The sequence below is a fragment of the Microcystis sp. M049S2 genome (genome assembly GCF_020245625.1).
GTDB classification, from domain to species: domain Bacteria; phylum Cyanobacteriota; class Cyanobacteriia; order Cyanobacteriales; family Microcystaceae; genus Microcystis; species Microcystis ichthyoblabe_A.
In genome coordinates, this window is the sequence record NZ_JADBUN010000068.1 from 1 (window position 1) to 15,390 (window position 15,390).

The 15,390-nt window shown below is 47.3% G+C and carries 12 protein-coding genes and 1 pseudogene; 6 read left to right on the top strand and 7 right to left on the bottom strand.

Features of this window, described 5'->3' with window-relative positions; translation table 11 throughout:
* Positions 1 to 363, top strand: a 363-nt coding sequence (locus tag IM496_RS05830) for a Uma2 family endonuclease (RefSeq protein ID WP_287661516.1), incomplete at its 5' end; no start/stop codon positions are given.
* 24 nt (positions 364 to 387) lie between these two features.
* The gene (locus IM496_RS05835; RefSeq protein WP_287661517.1) at positions 388 to 1,116 is read left to right on the top strand and encodes a carbonic anhydrase; all 729 of its coding nucleotides are present in this window, start codon (positions 388 to 390) and stop codon (positions 1,114 to 1,116) included.
* Between the two features lie 26 nt (positions 1,117 to 1,142).
* Here IM496_RS05835 and IM496_RS05840 read toward each other — a convergent pair whose 3' ends face one another.
* The 5 genes from IM496_RS05840 to rimP form a co-directional block, all read right to left on the bottom strand.
* On the bottom strand, positions 1,143 to 1,712 hold the full coding sequence (locus IM496_RS05840) for a low-complexity tail membrane protein (RefSeq protein WP_287661518.1): 570 nt from the start codon (positions 1,710 to 1,712) through the stop codon (positions 1,143 to 1,145).
* A 135-nt stretch (positions 1,713 to 1,847) separates the two neighbouring features.
* On the bottom strand, positions 1,848 to 4,880 hold the full coding sequence (infB, locus tag IM496_RS05845) for a translation initiation factor IF-2 (protein ID WP_194014435.1): 3,033 nt from the start codon (positions 4,878 to 4,880) through the stop codon (positions 1,848 to 1,850).
* 111 nt (positions 4,881 to 4,991) lie between these two features.
* Complete coding sequence (locus IM496_RS05850) at positions 4,992 to 5,273, bottom strand: YlxR family protein (protein ID WP_002738851.1); 282 nt, start codon at positions 5,271 to 5,273, stop codon at positions 4,992 to 4,994.
* On the bottom strand, positions 5,270 to 6,466 hold the full coding sequence (gene nusA, locus IM496_RS05855) for a transcription termination factor NusA (RefSeq protein ID WP_104396638.1): 1,197 nt from the start codon (positions 6,464 to 6,466) through the stop codon (positions 5,270 to 5,272). Before nusA ends, IM496_RS05850 begins: the two co-directional genes overlap by 4 nt.
* A 178-nt stretch (positions 6,467 to 6,644) precedes the next feature.
* A complete protein-coding gene (gene rimP, locus IM496_RS05860) occupies positions 6,645 to 7,115 on the bottom strand; it encodes a ribosome maturation factor RimP (protein WP_185241155.1) in 471 nt (156 codons plus the stop codon).
* 212 nt (positions 7,116 to 7,327) lie between these two features.
* On the opposite strand from rimP, the gene ftsH reads away from it, so the two are divergent.
* On the top strand, positions 7,328 to 9,223 hold the full coding sequence (gene ftsH, locus IM496_RS05865; RefSeq protein WP_194014433.1) for an ATP-dependent zinc metalloprotease FtsH: 1,896 nt from the start codon (positions 7,328 to 7,330) through the stop codon (positions 9,221 to 9,223).
* A gap of 85 nt (positions 9,224 to 9,308) precedes the next feature.
* Here the strand turns inward: ftsH and IM496_RS05870 are convergent, their stop codons facing one another.
* Entirely contained in the window at positions 9,309 to 10,097 is a 789-nt protein-coding gene (locus IM496_RS05870) for a response regulator transcription factor (RefSeq protein ID WP_194014431.1), read from the bottom strand.
* Positions 10,098 to 11,016: 919 nt separating this feature from the next.
* Between IM496_RS05870 and IM496_RS05875 the strand changes: the two genes are divergently transcribed.
* Positions 11,017 to 13,287: a S8 family serine peptidase gene (locus tag IM496_RS05875; RefSeq protein WP_287661519.1), complete on the top strand. Its 2,271-nt coding sequence runs from the start codon at positions 11,017 to 11,019 to the stop codon at positions 13,285 to 13,287.
* Here the strand turns inward: IM496_RS05875 and IM496_RS05880 are convergent.
* Entirely contained in the window at positions 13,259 to 13,474 is a 216-nt protein-coding gene (locus tag IM496_RS05880; RefSeq protein WP_287661520.1) for a hypothetical protein, read from the bottom strand. The genes IM496_RS05875 and IM496_RS05880 overlap by 29 nt on opposite strands.
* Before the next feature lie 79 nt (positions 13,475 to 13,553).
* Between IM496_RS05880 and IM496_RS05885 the strand changes: the two genes are divergently transcribed.
* Together IM496_RS05885 and IM496_RS05890 are read left to right on the top strand one after the other, a co-directional pair.
* Positions 13,554 to 14,849, top strand: coding sequence for a Glu/Leu/Phe/Val family dehydrogenase (locus tag IM496_RS05885; RefSeq protein WP_194017954.1), 1,296 nt, complete (start codon positions 13,554 to 13,556; stop codon positions 14,847 to 14,849).
* A gap of 300 nt (positions 14,850 to 15,149) precedes the next feature.
* A pseudogene (locus IM496_RS05890) lies at positions 15,150 to 15,390 on the top strand (IS1634 family transposase N-terminal domain-related protein); the annotation flags it as partial.

A 15,390-nucleotide genomic window follows, 5' to 3' on the forward strand; every position in this document is an offset into this window, starting at 1 on the left:
GATAGTACCGCCAAAGTTGACCGAGAGGAGAAAAAACAAATTTATCAAGATATATTTCGCACTCCCGATTATTTTTGGTTTGACCCAGAAAGCCTAGAATTTGAAGGATTTACCCTAATTAGCGGTCAATATCAACCGATTGCCCCCAATCCCCAGGGATGGCTCTGGAGTCAACAATTAGGCTTATATTTGGGTTTATCTGCCAATAAATTGCGCTATTTTACCCCCGAAGGTGAATTAGTACCCACTCCCGCAGAAGCGGCACAACAGGCAGAAACCCAAGTTGAACAGGAAAGGCAGAAATCCGCAAAATTAGCGGCTAAACTGCGGGAATTGGGCATAAATCCCGATGAAAATCTCTAATTAGGGTTTGCTGAATTGAATCCCATGTATAGACGAGAATTACTGCAATTTATAGGCTCTCAGGCTCTTCTTGGGGCTATTAATCCAGAATTTACTTGGAATTATCAAAATATTGACCATTGGGGCGAATTATCAAGGAATTATCGCCTCTGCACCACGGGAAAGCAACAAACACCGATCGATCTGAGTATAGTGACTGAAAAAGAGCTATACCACCCCACCTTTAATTATCGTCCTATACCCCTAAAAATTCGCCATAACGGTCGTACAATCTTAGTTCAGACCGAAAAAGGAGGAAATATGAGTTTTCACGGTGAAAAATGGGATTTGTTGCAGTTCCATTTTCATCATCCCAGCGAACATCAGATTAAAGGTCAGTCTTCCCCTCTAGAAATTCATTTAGTGCATCGAAATGGGAAGGGAAATTTAGCAGTTGTGGGCATCTTAGCCGAAATTGGGGCAAATAATCCCTATTTACAAACCATTTGGGATTATTTGCCCCAAGAACCTTCTCCTGAAATGATTATCCCCGATACTTGGGTCAATGTCGGGCTTTTACTGCCGGAAAATAGCGATTTTTATGAATATCGGGGGTCTTTGTCCACTCCCCCCTGTAGCGAGGATGTTCTCTGGTTAGTCTGGCAAAATGCGATCGAAATTTCTCCCGAACAACTGCAACAATTGGCCGCGATTTTTCCCCGTAATGCGAGGAATATTCAACCCTTAAACGGGCGCTCGATCCTGCATTCCTAGGCGAAATTGTCGGCATTTTTGCTAATTTAGATAATTTTATTAACTTTTAGACCAATAATCGTAAATAACTCAGGAATGCGCTCAATAACTAAAGCTTCGGTGGCTGTCCAGTCACTTTCCTTAGTGGCTAAAACCCCCAGAACACTCAGAGGAACCTGTAGAAATAGGTGACTTAAGAGGAGAGCGATCGCAGCGATCACTAAACCTAAAAGCCGCCATTGGGGGAGATAGGCGGCCACGGCAGCCGCTAGAGGGGCAAAATTGTAGATTGGCCAAGTGATGAGAATTAAGAGGACGACTCCCAAAAGAGTAAGAAGACGATGGCGAGGACGTTGAAAAAGAGAGAGAATTTTTAACTGTTCGGGGGTGAGTTGACTCGGTTTCAGGGCAACCAACAAAAGACTAAAGATATCAAAAGGTTTTGTCCACTGCATCCAAAAGACTGGAATAATAGCGATCGCTCCCAGAAATAGCCATTCTAGCCAAAGAAAAGGCAAGGGATCGCCCACAGCTAAACCAATCCAAGCGATTTGTAAAAAGATTGGCAAAGCCGCTAACCCTGCCAGATGAATCCACAAAAAAGGTTCTGATTTCATAGAGGGAAATGATAATTATAAATTATGAATTATGAATTATGAATTATGAAGTGGGGAGATGGGGGAGTGGGGGAGTGGGGGAATTATGACTGATAACTGATAACTGACTCCCGACTCCCGACGGTTCAAGTGTAATTAACTGGATAAAGTGCGACGTTTCATGACCATTTCGTAGGCTTCGATAATGTCGCCTTCTTTCCAGTCATTGAATTTAGAAACACCGACACCGCACTCGAAACCGGTCGCCACTTCTCGGGCATCTTCCTTCATCCGTTTGAGGGAATCAAGAACCCCCTGATAAACAATTTCCTTGCCGCGACGCACGCGCAGGAAGCGATTCCGCACCAGTTTACCGGATTGGACATAACAACCGGCCACGGCCCCACGACCGACGGTGAAGACGGCCCGCACTTCGGCAAAACCGAGGTGTTCTTCCACTTCTTCGGGGTCGAGAAGACCTTCCATCGCCCCTTGAATATCATCGAGAAGCTTGTAGATGATATTGTAATCGCGGATATCAACTCCTTCCCGATCGGCGGATGCTCTGGCTCCACTGGCCAGGGTGGTATTAAAGCCCACCACCACCGCACCACTAGCGGCGGCCAGATCCACATCGGTTTCGGTGATTTCCCCCGGAGAGGCGAGGAGAACCCGAATCTGCACTTCGTTTTGGGGTAACTGTTTGAGCGCACCGAGGATGGCCTCGACGGAACCTTGCACATCTGCCTTGAGGATGAGATTAAGTTCCTTGAGTTGTCCTTCTTGAGCTTGGATAGAGAGGGTGCTAAGGCTAACGCGACGGGAGGAGAGGGCCTGTTGTAAACGGGTGTTGCGTTGTTCGATCGCCCGTTGATCGGCAATTGATCGGGCCTCTTTCTCACTTTCATAGACATCGAACTCATCGCCGGCGGCCGGGACATCACTAAGACCGAGAATTTCCACGGCAAAGGAGGGGGTGGCTGCTTCGACTTTTTGACCGCGATCATCGATCATCGCCCGAATTTTGCCGAAAACGGAACCAGCGACGATGCTATCACCGACGCGGAGAGTACCATTCTGGACGAGCAGGGTAGCCACGGGACCTTTGGTGCGATCGAGGTTAGCTTCGATCACGGTTCCCTTAGCCAAGCGATCGGGGTTAGCGACCAATTCCTCCACTTCTGCCACCAAGAGGATCATTTCCAGCAGATTATCGAGATTTTCACCCCGCAGGGCGCTAACGGGAACCATAATCGTCTCACCGCCCCAATCTTCGGCCACCAGTCCCTGTTCGGTCAATTCCTGTTTAATTCGGTCGGGGTTAGCCGAGGGTTTATCGACTTTGTTAATCGCCACCACGATGGGGACTTCGGCGGCCCTGGCGTGACTAATTGCCTCTTTCGTTTGGGGTTGCACGCCATCATCGGCGGCCACCACCAGCACCGCTATATCGGTGACTCTCGCCCCACGGGCCCGCATGGCGGTAAAAGCTTCGTGGCCGGGGGTATCTAAGAAGACAATCTGTTCCGGTTTGCCGTTATGTTCCACATCGACGTGGTAAGCGCCGATGTGCTGGGTGATGCCGCCGGCTTCCCCCTGGGCGACTTTGGTTTTGCGGATCGAGTCGAGGAGGGTGGTTTTACCGTGGTCAACGTGACCCATAATGGTGACGACGGGGGGACGACGCTGGAGACTTTCCCAGTCGGAGACATCGATCATCTCCGTGGTTTTGATCGCCGCCGACTGGGTGCTGGGGGTTTCCACGGTCATCTCGAAGTCCCTGGCGATCATTTCGATCGTGTCCACGTCGAGAGTTTGGGTGATATTAACCGCCATCCCTTTAAAAAATAGGGTTCTGATGATCTCGGTTTCGGGGACTTTCATCAATTCCGAGAGGTCGCGCACGGTAAGACTGCCGGTGATGACGATGCTTTCCGGGCGTTTTTCCTCTTGGGGTTCTTGACGCTCGCTTTTCGGGCTGCCGGTGTGGGCGGTTGGTTTACTGGGCCGCTTAACTTTGACTGCTGTTGGAGTGCTGGGGGTGGCAGCTTTAGCGCTGGGCGGTTTGGGGGGACGAGCGGTGGAAAGGGTAAAACTGGGGCTATTGATTAACCCGGATAGTTCCGATTCTAGATCATCGTCATCTTCAAAGAGAGCTTGGGTGCGGCGTTTGTTTTTGCCAGCAGTTTTAGCGGTTTTGGCCGCTTTTTTCTCTTCTTCTTCTTCTTCTTCCCAGCTAGATTTTTTGGCCATGCGAAGGGGCATGGTCGGTCGTTTGAGTTTTTTGGGCCCGTCTGCTCCCAGCAATCCGGTATCTGTATCGATTTCTGTGCCATCAACACCGGATTTCTTGGTGGTGTCGGTTTCTTCCTCGCCAGTAGCCGAGATTTTAGCGGGCATACCGGGGCGAACTGGGCGCTTCAATTCCACCGTCTCCCGCACTTCTCTAGCTGGTTCCCCCAGTTTCGGGCTTTTTCCGTCGGGTTTGCGGTGGAGGGTCGGTTTTTCAGGTTTAGCCAAGCCAGTCCTGCGCTCAGGACTAGGGACGTTTTCACTCTCGCCGCGCTCGCGTTTTTCTCCCCGCGGCCTGTCGTTACTGCCGGGGGCATTTTTAGATCGGGGTTCTAGCCGGCCCGAGGCGCTTTCAGGGCGTGGTTTCGGGGTGAGGGAAGGTCGATTAGGTGGGGCGATTAAGGTGGGGGATACTTCTGGCACTAGCGGCGTTTCGGTCGGGGTTTCTTTAACACTGGCGGACTGAGATGGCATCTCTGCAGCGGTGGGGGGAGTTTTTTCGGCCGCACCGTCGCGCCCTGGGGCAGCAACGAGGGGTTTAACTGGGGGACGGGGAGGACTGATTAAAGTCGGTTTAGCTGAGGAACCGGCAGACCCGGGATAGATTTCCCCTTCTTCGCCAGTTTCGGGGCGGTTGTGTTTATGCAGGGCTAAAATCTTTTGTTTTTTTTCTTCGGTAGGACTAACCGATTCTCGCTGACCCGTGCTATTTTTGCTGGTACTCGAAACAACTCCCTTCGCAGCAATTGCCTTGATGCGTTGGGCATCCTCTTCGCTGATCGTGCTACTGTGGCTCTTGTACTCGATGTTCAACTGGTCACAGATATCCAAAATGTCTTTGTTGTCTAGATTCAATTCTTTTGATAAATCGTAAATTCTGACTTTCGCGTTACTCATCCATTATCCCCCGGCTAAAGTGTTAGTGATCCTATAAGTTGGCTGATTTTTTGATCCTGTCAGGACTGCCCCCTTTCCATGGTAACGATTTTGTGGCTATGATCGTCAATTTTAATCCTGATTTGGACGACCTTGCTTGGCAGTCCCGAGGCGCTCTTGCAAGGATTCATAGAGCGTTTCGGGAATGTTGGCTTTTAGGGCGCGTCCGAGACGATTTTTTTGCCTGGCTAATTGCAGGCAGTTAGGTTGCGGACAGATATAGGCAGCTCTTCCCATTCCTTGATCTAATTGTATCTGTCCGGACGGGTGTAGTCGGACAATTCGCCAAAAGGATTCTTTCGGAGCGAAGAGACGGCAGCTAATACAGCGTCGATAATTGACGAAGGGGTTCATTCTTGGTCTAAATCCTGCGCTTCTGGGTCGGTTTCATCGGTTTTTACCTCTTGTTCTCCTTTATAGAGGGCGATATCCTTAATATCGATTTTCCAGCCCGTCAGACGGGCGGCTAAACGCACGTTCTGCCCTTCTTTGCCAATCGCTAAACTTAATTGATCCTGTGCCACCAGTACCAATGCTTGTCTTTCTTCGGCATTAGTGAACAAAACTTGGTCAATACGGGCGGGACTAAGGGCATTGCCGATGTAGGTGGCGGGATCTGGAGACCAGCGAATCACGTCGATTTTTTCTCCTCGCAATTCGTTCACCACGGCTTGAATCCGCGAACCTCTGGCGCCAATACAGGCCCCAACCGGATCCACGTCTCTTTCTAGGGTATCGACGGCGATTTTTGTCCGCGAACCAACGTGACGGGAGGGGGGATTAGCTTCCCGGGCGACAGCAACAATACGCACGATTTCCTCCTCGATTTCGGGAACTTCGTTAGCGAACAGATATACTACTAAGCCCGCCGCCGCTCTGGAAACGATTAATTGCGGGCCGCGGTGAGAACCTTCTAGAACTTTTTTGAGCAGAACTTTAAAGGTGGCGTTGGCGCGATAGTTATCGTTGGGCAGTTGTTCCCGTTTGGGTAGTTCTGCTTCCACTTCTGGTTGACCGTAGGTGCTTTGTACCATGACAATAGCGGCCTGTCTTTCAAAACGGACGACTCGGGCTTGTAAAACGGTTCCTTCCAGATCTTGGAACTCCTCTTGAATCATTTTGCGTTGGTTATCCCGCAGTTTTTGCAGTAAAACCTGTTTAGTTTGAATCGCCGCCATGCGACCAAATTCTCTTTGGTCGGGGGTGACATCAAGAACTACTTCATCCCCTAATTGGGCTTCGTCGGCTACTTCTTGCACTTCTTTGAGACCGATGTGATGGTCGGGATTAGTCACTTCTTCGACAATAGTTTTAGTCGAAAGGATGCGAAACCCTTCTTCTTCTACGTCTAATTCCACATCAAAGTTATTGAAATAATCTTCATGAAATTGAGCGGCTTTTTCTAAACTTTGGGCGCGTCGATAACGTTCGTAACCCTTGATCAGGGCTTCACGCAAGGCTTCCTGTACGGCATTTTTGGGCAGATTATGTCGTTGGCTAATTTCTTCGAGCATTATTTTTAAACCGGGCAAATTAACGGTAGCCATAATTATTTTTTCTCCTTACTTTTGAGTTATTAGTTTTTTATCTGTCAGCCTTGTATCAGTTATCAGTTATCAGTTATCAGTTATCAGTTATCAGATGTAAGTTTTAAGTTAATCAGTTAGTGAGTTATTTATCTTCATCCTTATCCCTGATCACTGTTTACTGATTACTGTTTACTGATCACTGATTATTGCGCTGCTCATCTAAACGGACGCTGATGACGGTAGTGCGATCAATGGTCAGGGAGCGACCCTTTTGGTTAAGATAAATAGATTGTTCATCTCTACCTTGCAGTTTTCCGCGCCATTCTTTTGGTTTTCCCTGGCTATCTTGGCCGGTAATGATGACGGGAAAACCTTTAAAAGACTGAAATTCACGCTCACTGCTCAGTTGTCGAGAAATGCCGGGGCTAGATATTTCCAAAACGTAGGCACCTGGTAAGATTTCTTGACTGTCGAGGGCGGTTTCTAAAGACCGACTCATCTGCTCACAGTCCTCTAAACCAGTATCTCCCGCAAGATTGCGAATATCAACGCGCAGGACGGGAGGCCTTTTATTGGTTTGGAAAACGATATCGACCACTTCTAGCCCCAAGTTTTCAGCGATAGGGGTGGCTAGGTGCAGCAGGTCGGGGATGAGCGGATGGGTCATGATTTAGACAATAAAAAAAGCGGGCGAAACCCACTTCCCTAAACTGTTAGTGATTGGGATAGGCAGTTGTTAGACCACCTAGCTGAATACAGTATAGCAAAAAACCGTCATCACTATTTGCCCTCAGGGTCTTGCCGGGAAAAACAGAACAGTGGTCACGATCGAGTCGATCTGTCACAATGAATACAGGGTAACTAGATATAGAGTCAATTATGGATCAAAAATCTCCGCTCACCGTAGTTAGAGCCAAGTCAGCTAAGAATCGTGGTCATCGGCCAGTATGGAAAGGGATTGTCAGCACTTGGATGATTCTGCAAACCTTTGGCCATGTCAATCCTGCTTGGAGTCAAAAAAACCCAAATACCCTCACCTACGGTGAATTGTTAGAGAAAATCGAGCAAGGCAAGGTAAAAAAGGTGGAAATCAATCCTTCTTTGCAACAGGCAGCAGTTACCCTCGTCGGTCAAACGGATAAGGATACCCCGAAAGAAGTTAATTTATTTGACCAAAATCCCGAATTAATCAAGAAACTCGATGCTAAAAAAATTGAGTATGGTATTCTCCCCACCACTGACAATTCGGCCTTGATCAATGTTCTCACTAACCTGTTAGTGATTATTATCGTCTTGGGATTATTGGTGTTTATTATCCGTCGTTCTGCTAATGCTTCCGGTCAAGCGATGAACTTCGGTAAATCAAGGGCGCGGTTTCAGATGGAGGCGAAAACCGGCATAGAATTTAATGATGTGGCCGGTGTGGATGAGGCCAAGGAAGATCTAGAGGAAGTGGTAACATTCCTCAAACAACCGGAAAAATTTACGGCTATTGGTGCGAAAATCCCCAAGGGAGTCCTGTTAATCGGGCCCCCAGGGACGGGGAAAACTTTACTGGCTAAAGCGATCGCAGGAGAGGCGGGAGTACCTTTTTTCAGCATCTCCGGGTCGGAATTTGTGGAGATGTTTGTCGGGGTTGGTGCGTCGCGAGTGCGAGATTTGTTCCGAAAAGCCCAGGAAAATGCCCCTTGTTTGGTTTTTATCGATGAAATTGATGCCGTTGGTCGTCAAAGAGGGATCGGTTATGGGGGAGGTAATGATGAACGGGAACAAACCCTGAACCAATTATTGACGGAAATGGACGGTTTTGAGGGAAATACTGGCATTATCGTCATTGCCGCCACCAACCGCCCTGATGTTTTGGATTCGGCCTTGCTGCGTCCGGGTCGTTTTGACCGACAGGTGGTGGTGGATTATCCAGATTCTAAGGGACGTTTGGCCATTTTGGAGGTCCATTCTCGCGATAAAAAGGTGGCTGCTGATGTGGCTCTGGATGCGATCGCCAGGCGCACCCCCGGTTTTACTGGGGCAGATTTGGCGAATATGCTCAACGAAGCGGCGATTTTTACCGCTAGACGGCGCAAAGAGGCGATTACTATGGAGGAGGTCAACGATGCGATCGATCGGATTGTGGCCGGTATGGAAGGGCGAGCTTTAGTGGATAGTAAAGCCAAGCGTTTGATCGCCTATCATGAAGTCGGCCATGCGATTGTCGGTACTCTCTGTCCCGGTCACGATCAAGTGGAAAAAGTCACCCTGATTCCCCGGGGGCAAGCGCAGGGGTTAACTTGGTTCACTCCTGATGAAGAACAGGGTTTAACCAGTCGTTCCCAGTTATTAGCCCGAATTGCGGGATTATTAGGGGGACGGGTGGCGGAGGAATGTGTCTTCGGTGAGGATGAAGTGACTACCGGGGCCGGTAATGATATTGAAAAAATCACCTATCTGGCCCGACAGATGGTAACGCGTCTGGGAATGTCGGAATTGGGATTGATTGCCCTAGAGGAGGATGGTAATTCCTATCTCGGTGGTGCTGGTGCTGGTTATCATGCCGACCATTCTTTCGCGATGATGGCAAAAATTGATTCACAAGTGCGGGAACTTGTCAAGCAATGCCACGATTTAGCAACAAAACTTATCCTTGACAATCGTATGGCGGTTGATCGCTTGGTGGATATACTGATTGAACAGGAAACTATTGACGGCGACGAATTTCGGCGTTTATTGAGGGAATTTCAGCAACAAGCGGATCGGTCAATGGTGACGATGGTTTAATTTGCCCTTCGTCTCCTTGCTTCGATTCAGGGGTTAGGAGACGATTTCAGCCAAAAATCTGCTCATTGGTCGGACAAAGGCAGAATTAACGACTAACATTGTGAGCGGGGATTTTACTCATGGAATGACCGTTATGATTGCCTTTGGTGGAAGCAATAATATTAGCTTCTAAAGCTGAATTGATCTCGGCCAACATTTCTAGATTGAAACGATAGCCGACGTTGCGGACGGTTTGAATTAAATTAGGTTGTCTAGGATCGCTTTCGATTTTTTTCCGCAGAGAGAGAACATGAGTATCAATTGTCCGGGGGTTATCGATTTCCTCGGGCCAAGCGCGACGCAGTAAATCGGCTCTTGATAGGGGTGTTCCCTCCGCTTGGGCTAAAACGTAGAGTAGGCTAAATTCTTGGGGGGTTAATTCGATATACTCCCCGCGAAATTGTACCCGTCTTTGGGCTAAATCTATTTTTAATTGCCCATAATCCAAGTGTAGGGGAGCAGCCCTACTGCCTAAACGACGGGTTAACACTTCTACCCTAGCCATAAATTCTTGCATTCCAAAGGGCTTTTTCAGGTAGTCGTCGGCCCCGGCTTTTAAACCATTGACCACATCTTTTTCGCCATTGCGGGCCGAGAGAATCAGTATTAAAGACTGTTTTTGTTGATAAAGCCAACGGCAGAGTTCGATCCCATCCCCATCTGGCAAATCGGAATCGATAATTGCTAAGGTTGGTTGACGATGAAGGAAAGTTTGACGCGCACTTTGCAGGGTTGCCGATTGATTAACCAAATAACCGGCCTGTTGCAGATGCCAAGCTAATAGCGATCGCAAGTGCGGGTTGCCCTCAACAATAGAAATATAGATCGATACCACCTGAGTTTCTGCCCCATTACTGCACAGATTGACACATTGTCAGGGTATCAGAATTAATGTCAAGATGTTGTAACAATCGTAACATTCGTCAGGAGTCAGGCTTCGGCGTGAGCTTTTGTCGAACGCTTTTTCTCCCTGCTCCCATCTCCCTATCTCCCCATCCCATCACCCCCCGCAACGCGCACGAAGTGGTCTCCCAACTTCATAATTCATAATTTATAATTCATAATTTATAATTCATAATTTATAATTCATAATTTATAATTCATAATTTATCATTCATAATTTATCATTCATAATTCATAATTTATCATTCATAATTCATAATTTATCATTCATAATTCTATCACCCCACTTCATAATTCATAATTTGTAATTCATAGGTCTTCCAAAATGTCTTGACTGTCGAACCTCATTCAAGGTATTCTATGGAATAAGATCAGATTGTGGTGGAATCCAGATTTGAATTGGCGTACAAACTCGGACAGTAATGCAATTCAAATTTGAATTGGCCTACTCTTTATGGGACTTACCCAAAAGCTCACAGATATTGTCTGTCTGATCAGATATTCTTGATTGTTATCTCAGCCATCTAACCACTAAAAAACGACCGGAACACCATGATAGATAACTTTGCCGCCAACGACCTCTATAACTTTATAGATAGTCTAGACTCCTCAGATTTTCAGAAATTCCTAGCGGGGAATAAGTCATCAATTTTTCCCACCATAGCCACTAAGTGCATAAGATTAGATCGCACCCCCAGTATATATTCAGTCAAAGTTTTCGCCTGACTTATATACCATAGGACGGTAAAGGGGAGCGGAGATCGAAATAACCCCCAACTCCCCAGAAATAAGTATCGACAGTTAGGAACCAACCCCTGACCTCACATCTGAAGCACTTAAGGAGAAAAAATATGCTTGACCCAAGTTTCGACCTATCAGACAGCAATGTTTTAGATGATATCTTCCAGTTACCAACCCTTGTGGTGGAATCAGGTTTAGGACGCTCCGACTTGATTACCCCTGTTTTCCGCAAAAGTCTCCAGGGCATGGATTCTGGCTTTTTAAGCAACTCTGTGGAAGAATACCAGCTAGGACAAGAAAATCGCTGGCAATCATCCCAATCCCTTTCCCCTTGGTCTAACGACGATGATTTTTTAACGGGTCAAAGTAATTTTGCGGGTCTTTCCAGTTCTGTTGACCTAGCTGGCAATACCTTAGCCACGGCGCGTGATATCACAATTGGAGCGGCTCCCACCACCTACAGCGATTTTGTTGGTTCTACAGACAGCAATGATTACTATCGTTTTAGTATAGGAACCACCAGCAACTTTAGCCTCAATTTAACGGGATTAAGTGCCAATGCTAATGTGTCCTTATTAGATAGTAATGGCAGTGTGATTACTAAATCCACTAATAGCGGTACCAGCAATGAGAGTATTACTCGTCAACTGAACGCGGGTACTTACTATGTCCGGGTTTATCCCCGCAGTGGCAGCACTAACTATAACTTAAGTTTAGCTGCCGCTGCTGTAACGATTCCTGATAACGCCGGTAATACCTTAGCAACGGCCCGTGATATCACCATTGGAGCAAGCCCCACCAGCTACAGTGATTTTGTTGGTTCTACAGACACCAATGATTACTATCGTTTTAGTTTAGGAGATATCAGCGACTTTAGCCTGAATTTAACGGGATTAAGTGCCGATGCTGATGTGTCCTTATTAGATATTAATGGCAGTGTGATTACTAGCTCCACTAATGGCAATAACAGCAGTGAGAGTATTACTCGTCAACTCAATGCGGGTACTTACTTTGTCCTGGTTTATCCCTATAGTGGCAGCACTAACTATAACTTAAGTTTAGCTGCCGCTCCTGTAGAGATTCCAGACAACGCCGGTAATACCTTAGCAACGGCCCGTGATATCACTATTGGGGCAACTCCCACCAGCTATAGTGATTTTATTGGTTCTACAGACAGCAATGATTACTATCGTTTTAGTTTAGGAACTACTAGCGACTTTAGCCTGAATTTAACGGGATTAAGTGCCGATGCTGATGTGTCCTTATTAGATAGTAATGGCAGTGTGATTACTAGCTCCACTAATGGCAATAACAGCAGTGAGAGTATTGCTCGTCAACTCAGTGCGGGTACTTACTTTGTCCGGGTTTATCCCTACAGTGGCAGCACTAACTATAACTTAACCCTGTCGGCGACCACAGCCACAGTCACACCCGGATATAGTGCCATTTCAGGATACGGTTTAGTTAATGCCGCAGCAGCCGTCGCCGGAGCCTTGAATGAAAGTCCTTTTGCCAATGTCCCCACTTTTGGTGGTGCTAATGACTGGGGGGTTAACTTAGTTAATGCTCCCGAGGCTTGGGCAAGAGGTTATACAGGACAAGGAATCGTCGTTGCTGTACTAGATACAGGAGTTGACCGCAATCATACCGACTTAGCGGGCAATATTTGGACGAATGCGGGCGAAATTGCCAATGATGGCCTTGATAACGATGGCAACGGTTACGTTGATGACGTTTATGGCTGGAACTTTGCCAATGGCAATAATAACACTTTAGATGGTAACAGCCATGGTACTCATGTGGCGGGAACCATTGCTGCTGTTAATAATGGTTTCGGAGCCACTGGTGTGGCCTACAATTCCAGAATTATGCCGGTGAAAGTTTTGAGCGATTCCGGTAGTGGCAGCTATAGTGGCGTTGCCCAGGGAATTCGCTACGCTGTGGACAACGGTGCCGATGTAATTAATATGAGTTTGGGGGGTGGTAGCACTGACAGTGCGGTTCAATCCGCCCTCCAGTATGCCAGCAGTCGCGGTGTTATCGTGGTTATGGCCGCTGGTAATGAGGGGGCAGCTCAACCCGGTTATCCCGCTTCCAGTGCCACCTCTTGGGGTCTTGCCGTAGGTGCCGTTGATAGTTCTAACCAGATGGCTTCCTTCTCCAATCGTGCTGGTTCCAATTCTTCGATGAGCTATGTCACCGCTCCAGGCGTGCAAGTGTATTCTACTCTCCCTAATGGTGGCTATGGTTTCTTGAATGGAACCTCCATGGCAGCACCTCATGTGGCTGGAGTGGTGGCCTTAATGTTGAATGCCAATCCGAATCTGACCGATGCTCAAGTACGTCAAATTATTACTGCCACAGCAGGTAATGTCGTCTAAAACTTGGCTGTTTTTCGGCCTCAGATTTCCTATCTTTAGCCATCAGCTTTTCGCTGATGGCTGATTCTTGTATCTCATTATCTAAATCACTCGTTAAGATTGCAGGGGAGCGCCGGAGCTGCCGAGCAGGGAGGGGCAGTTCGAGCATTTGTACTAAAATTTCCAATACTCGGCGATTCCCGCTCATGGTTAATTAAGAAAAATAAACTGTAGCGAAATATACTTTTTTTCATGTTCTAATGGGGATAGATAGGGGGAAAAAAATCATGTCGAAATCACTCTTTACCGATGCCAGCAGTCGCCTAGAACGGGCCCTTAAGTATGTCTCCATTTCCGATGATGCGATCGAGCGGTTAAAATATCCCAAAGCTAGTCTCAGCGTCTCCATACCCGTCCGTATGGACAACGGCACTTTAAGAATCTTCCAAGGCTACCGCGTCCGCTACGATGACACCCGCGGCCCCGGCAAAGGAGGGGTGCGCTATCATCCCAACGTCAACATCGATGAGGTGCAGTCCCTAGCCTTTTGGATGACCTTTAAATGCGCCCTGCTGGATTTGCCCTTTGGTGGGGCTAAGGGCGGCATTACCCTCAATCCGAAAGAATTGTCAAAAGCCGAGTTAGAACGTCTTAGCCGGGGCTATATCGAGGGTATAGCCGACTTTATCGGTCCCGATGTCGATATTCTTGCCCCCGATGTCTATACCAACGAGATGATCATGGGTTGGATGATGGACCAGTACAGCATCATTCAGCGTAAAATTAGTCCGGCGGTGGTGACGGGGAAACCTTTAACCATGGGAGGCAGTCGCGGCCGCGATACGGCGACGGGAACGGGGGCTTTTCATGTTATTCACTCTCTTTTGCCGAAATTAGACAAAAAACCCGCTAATACTACCGTAGCCGTCCAGGGATTCGGTAACGCTGGGGCTGTAGTGGCGGATCTTCTCGCCAAAGCTGGTTATCAAGTGGTGGCGGTAAGTGATTCCCAGGGCGGCATTTATCGGGAAAAAGGGCTAGATATTGCCAGTATTCGTGAGTATAAACAGGAACATCGCGGGATTACTGCTATTTACTGTGAGGGTACCGTGTGTAATATCGTGGAACACGAGGCGATTACTAATGAAGAATTATTAGCCCTAGATGTGGATATTTTGATTCCAGCTGCCCTAGAAAACCAAATTACCGCCGAAAATGCCGATCGCGTGCGGGCAAAATATATCTTTGAAGTGGCCAATGGTCCGACTACCTCAGAAGCCGATCGCATTTTAGACTCAAAAGGGATTCTCGTTTTCCCCGATATTCTAGTTAACGCGGGTGGGGTAACGGTGAGTTATTTTGAATGGGTGCAAAATCGCAGCGGTCTTTATTGGCAACTAAACGAGATAAATGAGCGCTTAAAAGAAAGAATGGTGACAGAAGCGGAAAAAGTCTGGTCTTTCGCCCAGGAATTCGATATATCTCTGCGTACCGCCGCCTACGCCCACGCCATTGATCGTCTCGGTGAAGCCCTAGATGCCAAGGGAACCCGCGACTATTATCAAAATAAGACGAGAGCATAAAAGCTATTGTCTTTTTCAGGGGGTTAAGTGGGTTTGGCTCTAGGTTTTAAAAATCCCAGAGAAGAAGATTCCTAGCCAAAAATTAAGATTCTGGTCAGCTAAAAAGACACTAGGCAACCCGATAAATCGACGTTGCCTAGCAGTCGCTTATACCTGAACTTCCCTCATACATATATACCATAATAGCCGAAAACCCTTATCCATCAATGGATACACCCCTTAACTTTTCTTGATGTACCCATGTAATTTGTAACATTTATTAATGGACAAGAATTCTCTCCATTTGCTAAAATAGTGGTCATGTATATAGAAAAAGTTCCTAACCGTAATTCCCCCCCCCGCCGTTCTTCTTCGTGAATCCTATCGAGAAGGAGATCAAGTCAAAAAAAGAACCCTGGCTAATCTCTCAAAATTACCCGATGATATTATCGACAATCTGAAACTGGCTCTTAAAGGAGCAACACTGTCCATGACTGAAGGTATTCCCAATCATTTTGAAGTGATTAGAAGTCTTTCTCATGGTCATGTGATGGCTATTTTA

Excerpts from the sequence above, each read along its gene's own strand:
- infB (WP_194014435.1), bottom strand. The coding sequence starts at position 4,880 with ATGAGTAACGCGAAAGTCAGAATTTACGATTTATCAAAAGAATTGAAT.
- IM496_RS05840 (WP_287661518.1), bottom strand. The coding sequence starts at position 1,712 with ATGAAATCAGAACCTTTTTTGTGGATTCATCTGGCAGGGTTAGCGGCT.
- ftsH (WP_194014433.1), top strand. The coding sequence starts at position 7,328 with ATGGATCAAAAATCTCCGCTCACCGTAGTTAGAGCCAAGTCAGCTAAG.
- rimP (WP_185241155.1), bottom strand. The coding sequence starts at position 7,115 with ATGACCCATCCGCTCATCCCCGACCTGCTGCACCTAGCCACCCCTATC.
- IM496_RS05850 (WP_002738851.1), bottom strand. The coding sequence starts at position 5,273 with ATGAACCCCTTCGTCAATTATCGACGCTGTATTAGCTGCCGTCTCTTC.
- IM496_RS05880 (WP_287661520.1), bottom strand. The coding sequence starts at position 13,474 with ATGAGCGGGAATCGCCGAGTATTGGAAATTTTAGTACAAATGCTCGAA.
- IM496_RS05885 (WP_194017954.1), top strand. The coding sequence starts at position 13,554 with ATGTCGAAATCACTCTTTACCGATGCCAGCAGTCGCCTAGAACGGGCC.
- IM496_RS05875 (WP_287661519.1), top strand. The coding sequence starts at position 11,017 with ATGCTTGACCCAAGTTTCGACCTATCAGACAGCAATGTTTTAGATGAT.
- nusA (WP_104396638.1), bottom strand. The coding sequence starts at position 6,466 with ATGGCTACCGTTAATTTGCCCGGTTTAAAAATAATGCTCGAAGAAATT.
- IM496_RS05835 (WP_287661517.1), top strand. The coding sequence starts at position 388 with ATGTATAGACGAGAATTACTGCAATTTATAGGCTCTCAGGCTCTTCTT.